At 68.1% G+C, this 19,276-nt stretch carries 19 protein-coding genes; 10 read left to right on the forward strand and 9 right to left on the reverse strand.

What is annotated here, in order from left to right:
- The first annotated feature begins 7 nt into the window (after positions 1 to 7).
- The 6 genes from nosZ to N5I32_RS00430 are packed head-to-tail and all read left to right on the forward strand — an operon-like array spanning position 8 to position 6,409.
- A complete protein-coding gene (nosZ, locus tag N5I32_RS00405; protein ID WP_261493416.1) occupies positions 8 to 1,930 on the forward strand; it encodes a TAT-dependent nitrous-oxide reductase in 1,923 nt (640 codons plus the stop codon).
- A gap of 3 nt (positions 1,931 to 1,933) precedes the next feature.
- A complete protein-coding gene (locus N5I32_RS00410) occupies positions 1,934 to 3,265 on the forward strand; it encodes a nitrous oxide reductase family maturation protein NosD (protein WP_261493417.1) in 1,332 nt (443 codons plus the stop codon).
- Entirely contained in the window at positions 3,231 to 4,127 is an 897-nt protein-coding gene (locus N5I32_RS00415) for an ABC transporter ATP-binding protein (RefSeq protein WP_261493418.1), read from the forward strand. The genes N5I32_RS00410 and N5I32_RS00415 overlap by 35 nt, the downstream gene beginning before the upstream one ends.
- Complete coding sequence (locus N5I32_RS00420; RefSeq protein ID WP_261493419.1) at positions 4,124 to 4,945, forward strand: ABC transporter permease; 822 nt, start codon at positions 4,124 to 4,126, stop codon at positions 4,943 to 4,945. The genes N5I32_RS00415 and N5I32_RS00420 overlap by 4 nt, the downstream gene beginning before the upstream one ends.
- Positions 4,942 to 5,499 (forward strand): nitrous oxide reductase accessory protein NosL, encoded by a 558-nt coding sequence (locus N5I32_RS00425; protein WP_261493420.1) that lies wholly within the window; start codon positions 4,942 to 4,944, stop codon positions 5,497 to 5,499. Before N5I32_RS00420 ends, N5I32_RS00425 begins: the two co-directional genes overlap by 4 nt.
- A 1-nt stretch (position 5,500) precedes the next feature.
- Positions 5,501 to 6,409, forward strand: a complete 909-nt coding sequence (locus N5I32_RS00430) for an FAD:protein FMN transferase (RefSeq protein ID WP_261493421.1) — start codon at positions 5,501 to 5,503, stop codon at positions 6,407 to 6,409.
- 66 nt (positions 6,410 to 6,475) lie between these two features.
- On the opposite strand, the gene N5I32_RS00435 is transcribed toward N5I32_RS00430, so the two are convergent.
- Positions 6,476 to 6,619, reverse strand: coding sequence for a hypothetical protein (locus tag N5I32_RS00435; protein WP_261493422.1), 144 nt, complete (start codon positions 6,617 to 6,619; stop codon positions 6,476 to 6,478).
- A gap of 27 nt (positions 6,620 to 6,646) precedes the next feature.
- Positions 6,647 to 8,002 carry a GSCFA domain-containing protein gene (locus N5I32_RS00440; protein ID WP_261493423.1) on the reverse strand — a complete coding sequence of 452 codons (1,356 nt, stop codon included), beginning with the start codon at positions 8,000 to 8,002 and terminating at the stop codon, positions 6,647 to 6,649.
- A gap of 175 nt (positions 8,003 to 8,177) precedes the next feature.
- On the opposite strand from N5I32_RS00440, the gene N5I32_RS00445 reads away from it, so the two are divergent.
- The gene (locus N5I32_RS00445; RefSeq protein WP_261493424.1) at positions 8,178 to 9,281 is read left to right on the forward strand and encodes a glycosyltransferase family 61 protein; all 1,104 of its coding nucleotides are present in this window, start codon (positions 8,178 to 8,180) and stop codon (positions 9,279 to 9,281) included.
- 33 nt (positions 9,282 to 9,314) lie between these two features.
- On the opposite strand, the gene N5I32_RS00450 is transcribed toward N5I32_RS00445, so the two are convergent.
- From N5I32_RS00450 to N5I32_RS00465, 4 genes are all read right to left on the reverse strand, one after another.
- Entirely contained in the window at positions 9,315 to 9,875 is a 561-nt protein-coding gene (locus N5I32_RS00450) for a sarcosine oxidase subunit gamma (RefSeq protein WP_261493425.1), read from the reverse strand.
- Positions 9,868 to 12,849: a sarcosine oxidase subunit alpha family protein gene (locus tag N5I32_RS00455; RefSeq protein ID WP_261493426.1), complete on the reverse strand. Its 2,982-nt coding sequence runs from the start codon at positions 12,847 to 12,849 to the stop codon at positions 9,868 to 9,870. Before N5I32_RS00455 ends, N5I32_RS00450 begins: the two co-directional genes overlap by 8 nt.
- A complete protein-coding gene (locus tag N5I32_RS00460; RefSeq protein WP_261493427.1) occupies positions 12,846 to 13,169 on the reverse strand; it encodes a sarcosine oxidase subunit delta in 324 nt (107 codons plus the stop codon). The genes N5I32_RS00455 and N5I32_RS00460 overlap by 4 nt, the downstream gene beginning before the upstream one ends.
- Before the next feature lie 76 nt (positions 13,170 to 13,245).
- Entirely contained in the window at positions 13,246 to 14,490 is a 1,245-nt protein-coding gene (locus tag N5I32_RS00465) for a sarcosine oxidase subunit beta family protein (RefSeq protein ID WP_261495884.1), read from the reverse strand.
- A gap of 218 nt (positions 14,491 to 14,708) precedes the next feature.
- Here N5I32_RS00465 and ccmI point away from each other — a divergent pair, with 218 nt between their 5' ends.
- The 3 genes from ccmI to N5I32_RS00480 are packed head-to-tail and all read left to right on the forward strand — an operon-like array spanning position 14,709 to position 16,611.
- Positions 14,709 to 15,911, forward strand: a complete 1,203-nt coding sequence (gene ccmI, locus N5I32_RS00470) for a c-type cytochrome biogenesis protein CcmI (RefSeq protein ID WP_261493428.1) — start codon at positions 14,709 to 14,711, stop codon at positions 15,909 to 15,911.
- Positions 15,908 to 16,384 carry a Holliday junction resolvase RuvX gene (gene ruvX / locus N5I32_RS00475; protein ID WP_261493429.1) on the forward strand — a complete coding sequence of 159 codons (477 nt, stop codon included), beginning with the start codon at positions 15,908 to 15,910 and terminating at the stop codon, positions 16,382 to 16,384. The genes ccmI and ruvX overlap by 4 nt, the downstream gene beginning before the upstream one ends.
- Positions 16,381 to 16,611 (forward strand): DUF1289 domain-containing protein, encoded by a 231-nt coding sequence (locus N5I32_RS00480; RefSeq protein WP_261493430.1) that lies wholly within the window; start codon positions 16,381 to 16,383, stop codon positions 16,609 to 16,611. Before ruvX ends, N5I32_RS00480 begins: the two co-directional genes overlap by 4 nt.
- A gap of 12 nt (positions 16,612 to 16,623) precedes the next feature.
- Here the strand turns inward: N5I32_RS00480 and N5I32_RS00485 are convergent, their stop codons facing one another.
- The 3 genes from N5I32_RS00485 to dusA are packed head-to-tail and all read right to left on the reverse strand — an operon-like array spanning position 16,624 to position 19,260.
- Positions 16,624 to 17,397, reverse strand: coding sequence for a hypothetical protein (locus N5I32_RS00485; RefSeq protein WP_261493431.1), 774 nt, complete (start codon positions 17,395 to 17,397; stop codon positions 16,624 to 16,626).
- Positions 17,391 to 18,209, reverse strand: coding sequence for a sulfite exporter TauE/SafE family protein (locus N5I32_RS00490; protein WP_261493432.1), 819 nt, complete (start codon positions 18,207 to 18,209; stop codon positions 17,391 to 17,393). Before N5I32_RS00490 ends, N5I32_RS00485 begins: the two co-directional genes overlap by 7 nt.
- A 55-nt stretch (positions 18,210 to 18,264) precedes the next feature.
- The gene (dusA, locus tag N5I32_RS00495) at positions 18,265 to 19,260 is read right to left on the reverse strand and encodes a tRNA dihydrouridine(20/20a) synthase DusA (RefSeq protein WP_261493433.1); all 996 of its coding nucleotides are present in this window, start codon (positions 19,258 to 19,260) and stop codon (positions 18,265 to 18,267) included.
- Between the last annotated feature and the right edge of the window lie 16 nt (positions 19,261 to 19,276).

The following is a 19,276-nucleotide window of genomic DNA, read 5'->3' on the forward strand; positions in this document are numbered from 1 at the left end:
ACAGGCCATGTCTGACAGACTGAAACCAGGAATTACGAGGCGCGGAATGCTCGGCGCGACCGCCGGGGGGGCTGCCCTTGCCGGCGCACTCGGAGGACGGGCCGTCCTGACCGGGGGCGCGGTCGGTGCCGCGACGCTTGCAGGCGCGACGGCATCCCGCGCGTCCGAGGCCGTGACGGTAGCGCCCGGCCAGCTTGACGAGTACTACGGCTTCTGGTCCTCGGGCCAGACCGGCGAAATGCGCATCCTTGGCATCCCCTCGATGCGCGAGCTTATGCGGGTGCCCGTCTTCAACATCTGCTCGGCCACCGGCTGGGGGATCACCAACGAATCGAAGAAGATCCTGACCGAAGGTTTGACCGAGAAGACGAAGAAGTACCTTGCCGCGAACGGGCTCGAATTCCCGAGGAACGGCGACCTGCACCACGTCCACATGTCCTTCACCGAGGGCAAGTATGACGGCCGCTTCCTCTTCATGAACGACAAGGCCAACACCCGCGTCGCCCGCGTGCGCTGCGACGTGATGAAGACCGACAAGATCATCGAGATCCCGAACGCCAAGGGCATCCACGGCCTGCGCCCGCAGAAATGGCCGCGCACCAACTACGTCTTCGCCAACGGCGAGGATGAGGTGCCGATGGTCAACGACGGCAAGGTGCTCGACGATCCGTCGCAATACGTGAACTTCTACACCGCGATCAACGCCGACGACATGACCATCGCCTGGCAGGTGATGGTGTCGGGCAACCTCGACAACACCGACGCGGACTACGATGGCAAGTACGCCTTCTCGACCTCCTACAACTCCGAAATGGGTATGACGCTGGCCGACATGACGGCCTCGGACATGGACCATGTCGTGGTCTACAACATCGCCGAGATCGAGAAGGGCATCGCCGAAGGCGACTTCACCGAACTGAACGGCGTCAAGGTGATCGACGGCCGCAAGGGGGCGGAAAAGAACTACGTCCGCTACATCCCGATCCCGAACAACCCGCACGGCTGCAACATGGCGCCCGACAAGATCCACCTGTGCATCGGGGGCAAGCTGTCGCCCACCGTCTCGGTGATCGACGTGCGCAAGCTCGACGACGTGTTCTACAATGGCGCCGATCCGCGCTCGGCGGTGGTCGCTGAGCCGGAACTGGGCCTCGGGCCCCTTCACACCGCCTTCGACGGGCAGGGGCGTGCCTACACCACCCTCTTCCTCGACAGCCAGGTGGTGCAGTGGGACATCGAGAAAGCGGTGAAGGGCGAGGACCCGATCATCTCCAAGACCGACGTCCACTACCAGCCCGGCCACAACTCCACGGCCGAGGGCGAGACGCTCGATGCATCGGCGAAGTTCTACATCTCGATGAACAAGTTCTCGAAGGACCGGTTCCTGAACGTCGGCCCCTTGAAGCCCGAGAACGAGCAGGTCTTCGTGATCGAGGGCGACAAGCTGACGCTGGTGCATGATGGCCCGACCTTCGCCGAACCGCACGATTCGATCGTCGTCCACGCCTCGAAGGTGAACCCGCTCAGCGTGTGGAACCGGCAGGACCCGATGTGGGCCGAGACCCGCAAGCAGGCCGAGGCGGACGGCGTCGATCTGGACGGCTGGCAGGACACGGTGATCCGCGATGGCAACAAGGTGCGCGTCTACATGTCGAGCCAGGCGCCGCAGTTCGCGATCGAGACCTTCACCGTGAACGAAGGCGACGAGGTGACGGTGACGGTCACCAACCTCGACGATATTGACGACCTGACCCACGGCTTCACCATGGGCAACCATGGGGTCGCGATGGAGATCGGGCCGCAAGCCACGAGTTCCGTCACTTTCATCGCCGGACAACCGGGTGTCTACTGGTACTACTGCCAGTGGTTCTGCCACGCGCTCCACATGGAGATGCGCGGCCGCATGTTCGTCGAACCGAAAGGTGCCTGAGCCATGATCCCGCGTCTGGCCCTGATCCTTGCCCTGCTCCTCCCGCTGCCCCTCGGGGCGGCGGAGGTGACGGTTGAGCCGGGGCCCGGCGCGCTGCAACGGGCCATCGCCGGGGCTCTCCCCGGCGATGTGCTGATCCTCTCCCCCGGCCTCCATCCGGGCGCGATCACCATCGACCGCAGCCTAACCCTGACCGGCACGGGCGAGGCGGTCATCGACGGCGGGGGGCTTGGCACCGTCGTCACCATCGCCGCGCCGGACGTCACGGTGCGGGGGCTGACGGTCACCGGCTCCGGCCATGACGGCACGATGCTCGACGCCGGCATCAAGATCCTGAAGGGCGCGGACCGCGCGCGGATCGAGGCGAACCGCCTGCTGGGCAACCTGCACGGGATCGACGTGCACGGCGGGCGTGACGCGCGGGTGACCGGGAATGCCATCGAAGGCACGCAAGGCCCGAAGATGAACGAACGCGGCAACGGCATCTACGTCTGGAACAGCCCCGGCGCGGTGATCGAGGGCAACAGCGTGCGCTGGGGTCGCGACGGCGTCTTCGCCAACGCTTCGCGCGAGAACGTGTTCCGCAACAACACTTTCCGCGACCTGCGCTTTGCCGTTCACTACATGTACACCAACGACTCCGAGGTCTCGGGCAACGTCTCGATCGGCAACCACCTCGGCTTCGCGATCATGTTCTCGAACCGCGTCGTGGTGAAGGACAACCTCAGCCTCGGCGACCGCTCGAACGGGGTGATGCTGAACTACGCCAACAACGGCGACGTTTCGGGCAACCTTGTCCGCGGCGGGGCCGAGAAGTGCCTGTTCATCTACAACGCCCACAAGAACCTGATCTACGACAACCGTTTCCAGGACTGCGGCACCGGCATCCACTTCACCGCCGGGTCGGAGCGCAACGTGCTGACCGGAAACGCCTTTCTGGGCAACCAGGAGCAGGTGAAATATGTCGGCACCCGGCAAGTGGAGTGGAGCTTCGAAGATCGCGGCAACTTCTGGTCCGACCATCCCGCCTTCGACCTGAACGGCGACGGCATCGCCGACGGCGCTTTCCGCCCCAACGACCTGATGGACCATATCCTGTGGTCCCAGCCCGCCGCCCGGCTCCTGACCGGGTCGCCCGCGGTCCAGCTGATCCGCTGGTCGCAATCCTCCTTCCCCGCGATGCTGCCGGGGGGTGTCACCGACAGTCACCCCCTGATGCAACCGCTGACCATTCCCGTTCCCGACGACCTTGCCGCGGATGAAGCCGCGGTGGCAGGGCGTTGGGCGAAAGGCACAGACGATGACTTCGACCTTGACGATCTCGGGTCTCACTAAACGGTTCGAGGGGGTTACGGCCCTTGCGGACGTCAGCCTGACCGTCGCCCCCGGAGAGCGGGTGGCGCTTCTCGGCCACAACGGCGCGGGCAAGTCGACGATGATGAAGATCATCCTCGGCCTCATTCCCGCGACCGAGGGCCGGGTCGAGGTCTGCGGCGCGGCCCCCGGCTCGCCCGAGGCGCGGCGGCAGGTGGCCTACCTGCCGGAGAACGCCGCCTTCCACCCCGCTCTGACCGGCGAGGAGCAACTGCGCCACTACCTGCGCCTGAGGGGCGAGGACCCCGCCGGGGCATCCGCGCTGCTGGAGCGTGTGGGTCTTGGCGGCGCGGCCCGGCGCCGGATTGGCACCTATTCCAAGGGGATGCGGCAGCGCGTCGGCCTTGCCCAGGCGCTGATCGGGCATCCGCGGCTTCTGGTCCTGGACGAGCCGACCAGCGGGCTTGACCCGGTGTCGCGGCGCGACTTCTACGCGCTTCTCGATGCGCTCGCCGCCGAGGGGGCGGCGATCCTGCTGTCGAGCCATGCCCTGACCGAGGTCGAGGCGCGGACCGACCGCATCCTGATCCTCTCGGGCGGGCGGCTGGTCGCCGAAGGAAGCCTGACCGACCTGCGCCGCAGCGCCGCCCTGCCGGTGGCGATGCATGTCACCGCCCGCAACGGCCACGCGGTGCAGATCGCGGCCGCCCTGCCTGGTGCAATCGCGGCCGGCGGACTTGTCCACCTGACCTGCGCGCAGTCCGAAAAGCTCGACGTGCTTGGCCGCATCGCCGGGCTTGGCGACAAGGTCGCCGACCTCGAGGTGCTGCCGCCAAGCCTTGAGGACATCTATAGCCATTACAGCCGGAGGGACGGGCAATGAGCCGCATCCTTGCCACTGCCGCCAGCGAATTCCGCATCGCGCTGCGCAACCGCTGGGTGGCGATCGCCCTTGTCCTGATGGCGGTGTTCTCGCTCGTCCTGTCCTTTGCGGGCTCCGCGCCCTCGGGCGGACTTGGTGCCGACCGGCTGTCGGTCACCGTCGCCTCGCTCACCTCGCTGGCCGTCTACCTGGTGCCGCTCCTCGCGCTGCTGATGAGCTTCGATGCCGTCGCGGGCGAGGTGGAGCGCGGCACGCTGCCGCTTCTGCTGACCTATCCGGTGTCGCGGGCCGAGGTTCTGCTGGGCAAGCTGGCCGCGCATCTGGGCATCCTCGCGCTGGCCATGACGCTCGGCTACGGGCTGGCGGCGGGGGTGACCTTCGCCTTCGACGCCCGCTCTGTCGAGGGGCTGCCCGCGCTCTGGCGGCTCGGCTGGTCGTCGGTCGCGCTCGGTGCCACCTTCCTCGGCGCGGGCTATGCGGTCTCCGCGATCGCGCGTCGGCCCTCGGGCGCGGCGGGGCTGGCGATCGGGCTCTGGCTCGGCCTCGTCGTCCTTTACGACCTTGCCCTTCTGGCCGCGGTCGTGGCCGACAACGGCGGCTGGTTCACGACCGAGGCCTTCCCCTTCGCGCTCCTCGCCAACCCCGCCGATGCGTTCCGGCTTTTCAACCTCGCCGCCTCGGGGGCGAGCGGGGTGTCAGGCGGGGTCGGCGGTGCCGCCTCGGTGATCCCGGTCTGGCAGTCGCTGGTCCCCGTCCTCCTCTGGCCCGCCGCGGCCATGTCCCTTGCCATTCTCGCCTTCCGGAGGGTTACGCCATGAAACGCGCCCTGATCCTTGCCCTGCTTCTGGCTGCCTGCCGGGAGGAAGTCGCACAGGCGACCGACCCCATGCCGCTGACGGCAGAGGCAGTGGGTTATTTCTGCCAGATGAACCTCTTGGAGCACGAGGGGCCGAAGGCGCAGGTGCATCTGGACGGGCTTCCGGGCGCCCCGCTCTTCTTCAGCCAGGTGCGCGACGCGGTCGCCTATGCCCGCCTGCCCGAACAGAGCCACCCGATCCTGAAGATCTGGGTGAACGACATGGGTGCGCCGGGCGCGACCTGGGCCGCCCCCGGAACCGACAACTGGATCGCGGCAGAGGCTGCGCATTTCGTCGTGGGTTCCGCCATCGCCGGCGGCATGGGCGCGCCGGAACTCGTGCCCTTCGCGCGGGCGGAGGACGCTGCGGCCTTCGTGCGTGACAACGGCGGCGTGGTCATGGACCTTGCCGCGATCCCGGACGATCAGGTGATCGCGCCGGTTGCGGAAGACGCGGGCGAGGACGCCGATTTCGCGCGCCGGCTCCAGGCGCTGTCGCAGAAGGCCGGAGGGTAAGATGCTGAACCGTCGCCGTTTCCTGTCGATCGCCGCCGCGGCCAGCCTCGCGCCGGGTCTGGCCCGCGCCGCCCCTCTCCATGTCGAGACCGGCGTAGCCATGGGCGCGCGCGTCACCCTGCGGCTGGCGCATCCCGACGCGCCCGCCCTTGCCGCTGCCGCGATGGAGGAGATCCGCCGGCTGGAACGGATCTTCAGCCTTTACCTGCCCGGTTCGGCGCTCGTCCGGCTGAACGAGACCGGCCGGGCCGAGGCGCCCGCCTTCGAGCTTCTGGACTGCCTGACGGTCGCCGGGGCGGTCCACGGGGCTAGCGGCGGGCGCTTCGATCCGACCGTGCAGACCCTTTGGCAGGCCGAGGCGCGCGCGCGGGAACGGGGCGCGGCACTGACCCCCGCCGAACGGCAGGACGCGCTGGCGCGGACGGGATGGGCGGGCGTGACCCTCGATGCCGGCGCGATCACCCTGCGCCCCGGCGTGGCGCTGACGCTCAACGGCATCGCGCAGGGCTATGTCGCCGACCGCGTGGCCGCTTTCCTCGCCGCGCGGGGCCTTGAGGAGGCGCTGATCGACACTGGCGAGATGGTGGCGCTGGCGGGCGGTCCGGACCCTGACGGCTGGCCGGTCCGGCTGTCCGAGGGAGGTACCGTCGCGCTCCGTCGCCGCGCGCTTGCCACCTCGGCCCCGCTCGGGATGACCTTCGGCGGCGATGGCCGGACCAGCCACATCCTCGACCCGATCGGGGGAGGGCCGGTACAGCCGCTCTGGCGGGCCGTCAGCATCTCTGCCACGCGCGCCGCGGTGGCCGACGCGCTGTCGACCGCGGCTTGCCTCATGCCGGATGCCGATGCCGTGGCGCGTCTTTGCCGAAGGTTCCCCGGTGCGCACGTCGAGGCGGCCGTGCCTGCCTGACCTGCTGGCGAGGCGAGGGCAGCGCGCCGGCGCCGGGGTGAGGATGCCGTTCGACCCGCGGTCGTGCTAACCGGCCGAGAAGAGGAAATCGTTCGGGCCAAGCCGTTGTGCCAGCCGGTAGCCATGCCGCGCAAGGATGGCCGCCGCCGGATCGTACTCCTGCTTCTGGGCGCGCAACTCGATCCAGATCACCGGCCGCACCTCGGTCATGAGCCGGCCGGCGCCCGCAACTGTCAGCTAGACCCAGCTGATCCTGCCCCGGAATTCCGAACGCTTCGGAAAGCGCTGAGCATGGAGATCAAGCAGTCGTGCCGCATCTTCCCGGCGTCTTAACGGGCGGCAGAGCGAGATCAGCCTTTCCAGCGCGACTGGCCGCGCCGGATCGACCTTGACCGCGGTTGCCAGCCTGTCCCAGGCATCCGCGTCGCGCCCGAGTTGGCGCAAAGACGCCGCCTCAAGCATCAGCAGCTCGCCGTCGCCATCGGCGATGGCGCGATTTACCTCAATCAATTCGGTAAGCTGTTGATGCTCTTCAAGCTTGGAAAGCATCCGTGCGGTCGATAGCAGGGCCTCTGACGTCAACGTTGGCAACTCCCCTGACTCGCTTTCCGGATCCGACTCGACATAGTTCAGCAGGACGTCCGACATGATCCGGTTGACGACATCCGGCGAGACGTGTCGGTAGTCGCCACGTGACCAGGCGATGGTGGGGTTCGAAAGCGTCACGAACTCGAAGGACGGGAAGTAATCGACGCCGGGCTTGCCACGCACGAATTCGTCGAGCGCCGCACGCTGCACAGACTTGGAATAGGCGTTGGCGACCAGGACATCCATGTTGCGGAATGTCGCCAGCAACGGAACGGGTGAAACGGTCACCAGCATCTTCAAAGGCTTTGTGCGGTGCCGTATGAGAAGGGCGTAGAACTCCTCCAGCCCCTGCAGGACGTCCGCATAACTCAGTACGCGGAACTCGAACCGCTCCGGCGCGTTCTTGACCAGACGCACAGGCGGCGCGACGTTCAGGTAAAGGCCAAGCTCACGGTCATACCACGTCTCGACGTAGCCCAGAGTCAGGATAACCACATCGGCAGTCGCGACCTGGGCGATAGTGTCGAGATAGCGGTGACGGAAGGCCAGGATATCCTCGATCGGATGTTCCAGCTTTGCCAGGCCCAGTTGGCAGTCGCTGTAGCTCTGGCGCCCGGTCTCGTAAAACAACCGCGCGCCGGGGAAGCTGTCACGCTCCAGCGCCCAGCGAACTTCGTTGATGACGGAATGGATCGAGTACTTGTTGAAGAAGTTTGCAGCGTCGCCAAGGCTCTCACCGATCGCACCCAGATCAAAATTCCGGCTGAGCACGACCTTTCCTGCCGTCGCAAGCGCGCGTTCCACGTTGCGCGCGAAACACGACCCGATGGCGAAAATCGTATCGCTGGGGCCGATCTTGAAGGTAGGGGTGCAATGCGGTGCGGCAAGTGGATACAGGCGGTCACCATCGCGATCGGGTGAAGGGTAGCGGCGCAAGTCGTTGTCCGAAGCGCGCGCAAGGGCGTCGGCGGCACTTGTTACTTCGATCGGCCGGTCGCTTGCCATGATTGCGTTTCTGCCTCCCTTGTTCCGGCTCGGACCATAGGTGAGCCGCCCTGCAACTTCAACCGGCGCGCGATACTACCGTGGGATGAATCCCCGCGCACGCTCAAGGTGTGTGGACATTGCATGCGTCGCGCGACAGTATCCGCCGCAAATCCGCAAACAAAGGTAAATACCGTTGACACCAGACCTGAACGAGCGAATTGCGGACAAGATAGACTATCTCGAGCGCGCCATTGTGGTGCCGCCGGCGAAAGGTCTTGGCAACCAATCCGTGCAAAAGTCCGGTGTCCTGACGGCTGGCGGCGAACATGTCGTCAACTCGATCACCTGGCGAGGGACCAGCCAGGTCTCTGTCCGCCCGGCGATGCCGTCGGCTGAGAGCATACAAGAACTCGCCGGAACGCATCTGTTCCTTGGCCCCCTGTTCGGTCATTTCGGTCATTTTCTGGTCGAGAGCATCTGCCGGATATGGGCGGTGGACCAGTTGCGGGACAAAATCGATGGCGTTGTCTACGTGCCCAAGTTCCAGAACCGACCGGAGCATGTCGCATCGGTCTACCGGCCGTTTCTGGAGGAATTGGGGGTCGATCTGCCGATGCGCAATCTGGATGAACCGACGCGCGTCGAGAGCCTCTATGTGCCGCAGCAGGGTTTCGGCATGTTTCAGATGATCGAAGGCGCGCCTGAGTTCAGGGAATTCGTGCGCCGCCATGCCGGCAAGCGCGTCGAGGCGAAGGGGCCGGAGAAGATCTACATCTCGCGTTCCGGCCTGCCGCCGGTGCGTGGCAGCATCCTGTGCGAAAGGATGCTTGAGGCCGCGCTCGAGGCGGATGGCTATGTTGTTTTCCATCCCCAGAAGCACTCTCACGCTGAACAGATCGCCGCCTACAAGGCCGCGCGCCAGATCGTTTCGGTCGACTGCTCGCCTCTGCATCTCCTCGCGCTGGTTGGCGACAGTGGGCAGAATGTCGGGATCATCGCGCGCCGTGGCGGCGGGTTGGACCAGTATTTCGCACGCCAGATCCGGGCGTTCCAGGAAGCGAAGGCCCATACGTTCGGCGGCCTTTGCGGAAACTGGATCGAGAAATCTTCACATCGCCCGGACCGGACCTCCTGGGGTCAGGTCGACTTCGACGTGCTTGGCCGCGGCCTGAAGGACGCAGGGCTTCTCAGCCCGGATGCAAGCTGGCCCGTGATCGGGCCCGACGAGATCGCCCAGGAGATTGCGCGCCTTGAGGCGGCTCTGGGTATCGAGATGCGTCGGTTCGAGGATGGTTGAACGGGCGGCGCGTGGCCGCCCGTCTTGCGCGGATCACGCCGGGAAGAGCTCGCTGCCCTTGCGGCTGGAGACTTCGAGAAGCCCCATGACGTAGCCCGCGACCGAGCGGAAGGAGACGAGGGTGAACTCCTCCGCACCGGATTTCCAGAAGGCAGCGGCGACCTGGGCGGCGCGGGTGCGGCGGATCTCGCCTTCGGCGAGTGTCGCGAAATCGACCGGGCAGAGCTTCATCAGAACCTCGGCCGCCTTCGCGCCCCGGACGGTGAAGACCGCGCGGGCGTCGGAGACATCGGCGACCAGGTGGTGTTCGCCCGCAAGCGCCTTTTCGAGCGCGGCGACCGCGTCCTGGGCGGCGGCGTAGGGGACCATGACCAGAAGCTCGTCCGGCGACATCCAGGCCACGGCCCTGTCGCCTGCGATCTCGATCCGGCGGGGGGCCGGCACTGCCGTCCCGGTCGCCGCCTTCACCGCCTTCTTCATCGCCGCCGACGACAGGTCGCCCCGCACGGTGATCATGCCGCGCAGGCCGGCCTCTGCCACTTCGGCGAAGCCCTGGTGGGATACGCCGCCCAACGCGCTGACAGCCTTAGACATTCTGCTTCTCCCCATCCTTGTCGTAGAAGACCGGATCGACGATCCGCGCCTTGACGACCCTGCCGTTGTCCACCGGGAAGTCGAGCACTTCGCCCATCCGGTCGGGGCCATGTTTCACCAGCCCCATGGCGATGCCCTTGTTCAGCGTCGGCGAATGGTAGGTGGAGGTCACGCGGCCCTGCATGTTGCGCTGCCCGTTCGCGTTCACGCCTTCGGCCACCGCATAGGCGCCATCCGGGATCACGCTGCCGTCGAGCGTTTCAAGCCCCACGAGCTTCCAGCGGTCGGGCGAGGCCATGTGGCTGCGTTCCTGCGCACGCTTGCCGAGGTAGTCCGCCTTCTTCTTGGAAATCGCCCAGTGCAGGTTGAGGTCCTGCGGGATCACCGTGCCGTCGGTTTCGTCGCCGATCATGATGAAGCCCTTCTCGGCCCGCATGATGTGCATGGCCTCGGTGCCATAGGGCGCCACGCCGAACTCCTCGCCCGCCGCGATCAGCGCCTCCCAGAAGGCGCGGCCTTCGGAGGCGGGCACCGCGACCTCGAACGACAATTCGCCGGAGAAGGAGATGCGGTAGACCCGCGCGCGGAAGCCGCCCAGCGTGCCCTCGCGCCATTCCATGAAGGGCAGGGCCTCTTTCGAGACATCCATGCCACCCAGCTTTTCCAGCACCTTGCGGGCGTTCGGGCCGGCGACGGCCACTTGCGCATATTCCTCGGTCACGTTGGCGGTATAGACCTTCCAGTCCCACCATTCGCACTGGAGCCAGTCTTCCATCCAGCCGTGGATGCGGTCCGCGCCCCCGGTGGTGGTATGGCAAAGCCAGGTATCGTCCGAAAGCCGGACCACCACACCGTCATCGCTCAGGAAGCCGTTTTCGCTGCACATCAGGCCGTAACGGCATTTGCCCACGGGAAGCGTCGACATCATGTTGGTGTAGAGCATGTCGAGGAATTTCCCCGCATCCGGCCCCTTCACGATGATCTTGCCAAGCGTGGAGGCGTCGAGCAGGCCCGCCGCGTTGCGCACGGTGCGGATCTCGCGGTGGACGGCGTCGTGCACGCCCTCGCCATGGCGCAGGAAGCAGTAGGCGCGCCGCCAGAGGCCGACCGGTTCCCAGTGCGCGCCATGCGTCTCGTGCCATTCGTGCATCGGCGTGCGGCGCAGCGGCTGGAAGATTTCCCCCCGCGCCTCGCCCGCGATCGCGCCGAGCGAGATCGGCGTGTAGGGCGGGCGGAAGGTCGTCGTGCCGGTTTCCGGGATCGGACGGTGGAGCGCGTCGGAGAGGATTGCCAGGCCGTTGATGTTCGACATCTTGCCCTGGTCGGTCGCCATGCCGAGCGTGGTGTAGCGCTTGGTGTGCTCGACGCTTTCATAGCCCTCGCGCGCGGCAAGCTGCACGTCCGACACCTTCACGTCGTTCTGCGGGTCGAGCCACATCTTCATGCGAAGCGCCGGGCCCGCGCCCTGCGGCATGATCCAGACCGGCAGCAGCGGCGCCTCGGCCGCGGAGGCGGCAGAGGGGGCCTTGCCCTTGCCGCCGGCGGCCTTGTGGGCGTCGGCCAGAACTTCGTCCGCGGTCAGGCAGCCATTGGCCGACCCCGCCGCTGTCACCATCGCCGCGCCGTCCGCACCCGTCGCCGGGCGCGCCGGATCGGGGCGGAACATCGCGCGTTCCTCGTCCCAGACCAGCTTGCCGCCGCAGTGCGACCAGAGGTGCACCACCGGCGACCAGCCGCCCGACATCGCGACCGCGTCGCAGGCGATGGTCTCAAGCTCCGCGCCCTCGCCGGCCTGCACGCAGACGGAAACGCCGGTGACGCGCTTGGCGCCCTTGACCTTGGCGATGCCGTGGCCCGCGAGGATGCGGACGCCGCGCGCTCGGACGGCCTCGGGCAGGGCGCCCGTCACCTCGGGCCGTGCGTCGATGACGGCGGGAACCAGAAGGCCCGCGTCCAGAAGGGCGAGCGCCGTGCGGTAGGCGTCGTCGTTGTTGGTCACGACAACGGTGCGGTCGCCGGGGCTGACCGCCCAGTTCACCACGTAGTCGCGCACCGCCGAGGCGAGCATCACGCCCGGAATGTCGTTGCCCGCGAAGGAGAGCGAGCGTTCGATCGCACCGGTTGCGGTGATGACATGGCCCGCGCGAATGCGCCACAGCCGGTGGCGCGGGCGGCCGTCGCCGGGCGTGTGGTCGGCCACGCGCTCATAGCCCATGATGTAGCCATGGTCGAAAAGGCCGGACGCCATGGTGCGCGTGCGCAGCGTGACATTGTCCATCTTGCCAAGGGTTTCGATGGTTTCGTTCACCCAGGATTCGGCCGGCTCGCCGTCGATCTCGACCCCGTCGACCACCGCGCGCCCGCCCCAGTGGGCGGTCTGTTCCATCAGCCAGACGCGCTTGCCGGCCTTCGCGGCAGCGAGCGCCGCCGTCAGGCCCGCGATACCGCCGCCCACGACGACGACATCGGCGAAGGCATAGGCGTATTCGTAGCGGTCCGCGTCGCGCGCCACCGGCGCCTTGCCGAGACCCGCGGACTGGCGGATGATCGGCTCGAACACGTGTTTCCAGGCAAAGCGCGGGAACATGAAGGTCTTGTAGTAGAACCCGCCGGGCAGGAAGCGCCCGAAGGTGTTGTTGACCGCGCCGATGTCGAAGTCGAGGCTCGGCCAGTGGTTCTGGCTGGTCGTCGCCGCGCCCTCGAACAGCTCGGTCGTGGTGGCGCGCTGGTTCGGCTCGAACCGCGCGCCCTCGCCCAGGCCCAGAAGTGCGTTCGGCTCCTCCGCGCCGCTCGCGACCAGACCGCGCGGGCGGTGATACTTGAAGGAGCGCCCGACCAGCATCTGGTCCGCGCCGAGAAGGGCCGAGGCCAGCGTGTCGCCCGCAAAGCCCGCCATCCGGCGGCCGTTGAAGGTGAAGTTCAGGGGTTTCGCGCGGTCGATCAGGCGGCCGCCACGGGACAGACGGGTGCTCACTTGTAGCCCTCCCAGTTCGGGCGCTTCGCCCTGATTTTGGCCTGAAGGTCGGCCGGCGGTTCCTTGGACTGCGCCGGATAGGTGCCGAAGACCTCGAGTGTGGCGGTGCAGCGCGCGGCAAGGAACCACTTGCCGCAGCCGTAGGCATGGCGCCAGCGTTCGAAATGCACGCCCTTGGGGTTCTTGCGGCTGAACATGTAGCCGTCGAATTCCTCGTCGGTCGAGCCCGGCCCGTAGCGCTTCAGATGCGCCTCGCCGCCGGCCTGAAGTTCGGTTTCCTCGGCCTTCACGCCGCAACAGGGGCATTCAAGGGTCAGCATGCGTTCGTCCTTTCGGAAGCCGGCCGGGGGCGCTGCCCCCGGACCCCCGGGATATTTGGGAAAAGAAGAAGGGGCATCAATGCGCCACCCCGGCCGCGACGCTTTCGTCGATGAACTTGCCCTCGCGGAAGCGGTACATGGAGAATTCCTCGGTCAGGGGCGAGTGGCCGCGCGCCATCAGCTCCGCCATCGCCCAGCCCGAACCGGGGATCGCCTTGAAGCCGCCGGTGCCCCAGCCGCAGTTGACGAAGATGCCCTCCACGGGCGTCTTCGACAGGATCGGCGAGCGGTCGCCGGTCATGTCGACGATGCCGCCCCACTGGCGCAGCTGCTTGAGGCGCGAGATCATCGGGAAGGTCTCGATCAGGGCGCGGACGGTTTCCTCGATATGGTGGAAGCTGCCGCGCTGGGTGTAGTTGTTGAACCCGTCGGTGCCGCCGCCGATCACCATCTCGCCCTTGTCGGACTGGCTCATGTAGCCGTGCACGGTGTTGGCCATCACGACCACGTCCATGCAGGGCTTGATCGGTTCGGAGACCATGGCCTGAAGTGCCAGGCTTTCGATCGGCAGGCGGAAGCCCGCCTGTTCGGCCAGCACGCTCGCGTGGCCCGCGACGACCATGCCGAGCTTGTCGCAGCCGATGAAACCCTTCGTCGTCTCGACGCCGGTGACGCGGCCGCCCTCGGTCTTCACGCCGGTGACCTCGCACTGCTGGATCACGTCCATGCCCATCGCCGAGCAGGCGCGTGCATAGCCCCAGGCCACCGCATCGTGGCGGGCGGTGCCGCCACGGGCCTGGTAGAGCGCGCCGAGCACCGGATAGCGCGGCCCGTCGATGTTGATGATCGGGACCAGCTTCTTGACCTCGTCAGGGCCGATCCAGCGGGTTTCGACGCCCTGCAGGTTGTTGGCGTAGACGGTGCGCTTGTAGCCCCGGACCTCGTGTTCGGTCTGGCCGAGCATCAGGAGCCCGCGGGGGGAGAACATGACGTTGTAGTTCAGGTCCTGGCTCATCGTCTCGTAGAGCGAGCGGGCCTTTTCGTAGATGGCGGCCGAGGGGTCCTGGAGGTAGTTGGAGCGGATGATGGTGGTGTTGCGGCCCGTGTTGCCGCCGCCGAGCCAGCCCTTCTCGATGATGGCGACGTTGGTGATGCCGTAGTTCTTGCCAAGATAGTAGGCGGTGGCGAGCCCGTGGCCGCCGGCGCCGACGATGATCACGTCGTATTTCTTCTTTGGTTGCGGCGAACCCCAGGCACGTTCCCAGCCGAGGTGATAGCTCATCGCCTGCCGGGCGATGGCAAAAGCCGAGTAGCGTTTCATGGCCATGCGAATCCCTTCCCGATGGTCCGGCATCTGTCGTTCGCTTGATGGAACGGCGGGCGGGTGTCGACCGTCCGTCAAACGCCGCAATCGCGACAAATGCGACATTCCCCGTCGGGAAGGCGGCCGCGGCATGCCCGGCCTGCGGCAACTTGGCCGGTCTTTGGGCTTTTGTGGCCGGGGGGGACGCTTTATATCGGGCCGGACAAGGAGGCGCGATGCTGTTCTGGATCTTCGCCGCGGCGCTCGCGGCTCTCGTCCTGGCGACGCTGTGGCGCGCCTCTGCGGGTGGCGCGGGACCGCTTGGCAGTGCCGAGCGTGACCTGACCGTCTACCGCGACCAGTTGGCCGAGGTCGACCGCGACCTTGCGCGCGGCGTGATCGGGCCGGAGGAGGCGGGGCGCGCGCGCGTCGAGATCTCGCGCCGCATCCTGGCCGCGGACAAGGCCCGCGCGGCGGGCGGCGCGGCGGGCCGCGGGCCGGGGCTGGCGGTGCCGGTCCTGGCGCTTCTGGCGCTGGCGGGGGCAGGTGCGCTCTACCTTCGCCTTGGCACGCCCGAGATGCCCGACATGCCGATGTCTACCCGCCTTGCCGCGGCCGAGGCGCTGAAGGCGGAGCGTCCGACCCAGGCCGAGGCGGAGGCGGCGGTGCCGCCCCAGGGTGCTGCGCCCGATCCGGAATTCGCCGCCCTGATGGACCGGCTGCGCGCCTCGACCGAAGAGCGCCCGGACGTGGCCGAGGGGTTCCGGCTGCTGGCCACCTACGAGGCGCGGCTGAGCAATTTCGCCGCCGCCGCGCGGGCGAAGGCTCGGTTCATCGCGCTCTTGCCGCCGGCGGAGGTGCGCGCCGACGATCACGCCGAACTGGCCGATCTTCTCATCCGCGCGGCAGGTGGCCTCGTCACCGCCGAGGCCGAGGCGGCGCTGGGCGCCACGCTGGCGCGCGATCCCGCGAACGGCACGGCGCGCTTCTACCTGGGCCTGATGGAGTTCCAGACAGGCCGGCCGGACCGGTCCTTCGGCCTCTGGCGCGCGCTTCTGGAAAACGGGCCGCAGGACGCGCCCTGGATCCCCTACCTGCGCGAGAATATCGCGACCGTCGCGGCCCTGGCGGGGGTGGACTATGCGCCGCCCGCCGCCCTTCCGGGGCCGAGTGCCGCCGACATGGCCGCCGCCTCCGAGATGTCGGCCGAGGACCGCGCGGCGATGATCCGCACCATGGTGGAGGGGTTGGAGACGCGCCTGGGCGCGGAGGGGGGCGAGGCCGCGGAATGGGCACGCCTGATCGGCGCCCTGGGCGTGCTGGGAGAAAGCGATCGCGCCCGGGCCGCCTGGGATGCCGCCCGCAAGGCCCATGCCGCCGACCCCGCCGCGCTGGCGGAAATCGACGCGGCCGCGCAGGGCGCGGGGATCGCCGAATGATCTGCGACACGATCGAAGATCTTGCAGCGGCGCTCGCGCCGATGCGCGCCGTCGCGGGCCTTGACCTGGGCGAAAAGACCATCGGGGTCGCGGTCTCGGACCCGATGCTGTCGGTCGCAAGCCCGCTCCAGACGATCCGGCGCACCAAGTTCACCAAGGACGCCGAGGCGCTTCTGGCGCTGGTCGCGTCGCGCAGCCTTGGCGGCCTGATCCTTGGCCTGCCGCGCAACATGGACGGCTCCGAAGGGCCGCGCTGCCAGTCCACCCGCGCCTTCGCGCGCAACCTGTCGCGGCTAACGGAGATTCCGATCGGCTTCTGGGACGAACGCCTTTCCACCGTCGCCGCCGAACGCGCGCTGCTTGAGGCGGATACGTCACGAAAGCGTCGCTCCGAGGTGATCGACCATGTCGCGGCGGGCTATATTCTGCAAGGCGCGCTCGACCGGATCGGGCATCTGAGGCGGCAGACATGACCGACGACGTCTGGAAGCGGAACGAGATCGACAGCCCCTGCATCAAGATCTGCTCGGTGCACCCCGAGGCGCGCATCTGCATCGGTTGCCATCGCACCATCGACGAGATAGCCGGCTGGAGCCGTATGACGCCCGAACGGCGGCGCGAGGTGATGGCGGAACTGCCCGGCCGCTCCAGCCTTCTGCGCCAGCGGCGCGGCGGGCGGGCGGCCCGGCTGGGCGGCTGACGCGGGCCGGTTCTAGGCCCGGTTCACCCAGTCTTCGACCGAACCCAGAAGCGGACGGAAATAGGCGGTGGCGCGGCCCTCCGGCGGGGCTTCGGCACCGTTTACCCAGGGGCTGATCCCATGGAGCGTCATGCGGTGCATCAGGATCGTCTCGCCCTGGCGCAGCGGCACCAGCCGCCGGGGACAGGTGGCGAAAATCTCCCGGCGCGTGGCGTTGTAGCACTCGGTCAGGTCGACATCGCCCCAGTCCTTCGGGTCCGCACCCGCCAGAGCATCCCGGAAGGCGCGGGCGACGATGCGGTGGCTACCTTCCCATACGGCGAGCGGGGCGGCGCCCGGGTCCGGGTCGTTGAGGCCGATCCCGAGGATGAACGCATGCGGTTCGTGCAGCATCCTTTGCCGCGCGGCGCCGACGGCGAGAAGCCCGTCGACATGGGCCGCATCCCGGCGCAGACGGTAGCCGAATGAGGCCTCGGCCTCGTCAGGGCCCCGGCGCGGATAGCCCGGCCGCGCGACGGAAATCTGCGCCCGGTGCCAGGTTTGCGGGCCGAAGGCCGCGGCCACAGTCTGCGCCGCCTGTCCGGCCAGCGGCACGCCGTCCACCGACCCGTCGACGGCATTGGGCAGCGCCTCGAGCCCGACCATCCAGGTCGCGTCCGATCGCCAGTCGGCGCCGGGGTGAAGAACGGCGGCCTTCGCATGGGCGAGCGCCGCGGCCGCCCAGGCGCGCGTCGCGGCCTCGGCCGGGAAGGCCGCCCAGCCGGCCGGATCGAGCGGCCCTACCATCCCGCCGCCTTGCGCAGCATGTTGAGCGCGACCACGGCGAGGAAGGCCGCGAAGACCCGGCGCAGGGGGCCCGGGTCCATCGCGTGGGCGATCCTGACGCCCAGGGGGGTGGTCACCAGCGTCATCGCGATGACAAGGGCGAAGGCCGGCAGGTTGACCGATCCGAGGGTGAAGGGCGGCGCGCCCTCGACCGCCGTCAGCAGGAAGATCGCGACCGATGGCACGGCGATCAGCACGCCGAATCCGGCGGCGGTGGCGACGGCGCGGTGAATCGGGGTGTTGTAAAGGCTCATCAGCGGCACGCCGAAGCTGCCCCCGCCGATGCCCATCAGCACCGACAGGAACCCGACAATCGGCGACAGCGCGGCGCGCGGCGCGCCGGTGGGCATGGCGGGGCCAAGCCGCCAGCCCGCGCGCCCGAAGCCCAGATAGGCGGCGACCACAAGCGCGAGGGTGCCGAAGATCGCCTGCAGCGCAGGCGTGCGCAGCGCCGCCACCACGAGGACGCCGCAGACCGCGCCCACCGCGATGCCGGGCCCCCAGCCCCTGAGGATCGCCCAGTCCACCGCGCCCTTGCGGTGGTGGGCATGGACCGAGCGCAGCGAGGTGACGATGATAGTGGCGAGCGACGTGGCCACGCAGACCTGCATCAGGTCGGCGCCGCCGTAGCCGAGGACGGTGAAGGCGTAGAAGAAGGCCGGGACCAGCACGATCCCGCCGCCCACGCCCAGTAGCCCGGCGATGATGCCGGCGAAGGCCCCGATGGCCAGCAGCAGCGCCGCCATGGTCATGAGTTGGTCCGGTTCGGGCATGGTTTCCTCCGCTGTCGCGGGTTTGGTAGCGGCTTCGGCGCCGCACCGGAAGGGGTCACGCCGCGAGGCGGCGTACCTCGGACAACGCCGCGTCGAGAATGTCGAGCCCGGCCTCGGCCCCGTGCCCGCGTTCGGACAGGACCCGGCGCCAGCCGCGCGCGCCCGGCCTGCCGTGGAACAGGCCAAGCATGTGCCGGGTGATCTGGTGCAGGCGCCCGCCGCGCGACAGATGGTCCGCGATATAGGGCTTCATCCGCTCCGCGACCTCGAACGGGTCGGGGCCGGGGGCGGCGTCGAAAATGACCTCGTCCGCCCGGCCGAGGATGTCCCAGGGTTCATGATAGGCGGCCCGCCCGACCATCGCGCCGTCCAGCTCGTCCGCAAGGAAGCCCCGCGCCTGATCGAGCGTCTGCACCCCGCCGTTGACCGAGATGTGGAGGTGCGGGAAGGCGCGCTTCATCTCGCGCACGAGGGAATAGTCGAGCGGCGGAACCTCGCGGTTTTCCTTCGGGCTCAATCCCTGGAGCCAGGCCTTGCGGGCATGGATCGCGAAGCGGGTGACACCTGCTTGGGAGACGGTTTCGAGGAAGGCGGGCAGCACATCCTCCGGCACCTGGTCATCGACGCCGATGCGGCATTTCACCGTCACCTCGACCGGCGCGACCGCAATCATCGCCGAGACGCAGCCGGCGACCAGCGCGGGCCGTTCCATCAGGACCGCGCCGAAGCAGCCCGACTGCACCCGGTCCGAGGGGCAGCCGACGTTCAGGTTGATCTCGTCATAACCGTAGCCGGCGGCGATCCGCGTGGCCGCCGCCAGTTCCGCGGGCTCCGACCCGCCCAGTTGCAGCGCCACCGGATGCTCCGCCGCGTCGAAACCCAGGAGCCGGTCGCGGTCGCCGTGGATCACCGCGGGCGCCGTCACCATCTCGGTGTAAAGCAGCGCATGACGCGACATGAGGCGGTGGAAGAACCGGCAGTGCCGATCCGTCCAGTCCATCATGGGCGCCACGGACAACCGCGCCGCCCGGCGTATCGCGTCCCTGCTCATGGGGGCTCCGTTCCGG

The sequence above is a fragment of the Albidovulum sediminis genome (assembly GCF_025380365.1).
GTDB classification, from domain to species: Bacteria; Pseudomonadota; Alphaproteobacteria; order Rhodobacterales; family Rhodobacteraceae; genus Albidovulum; species Albidovulum sediminis.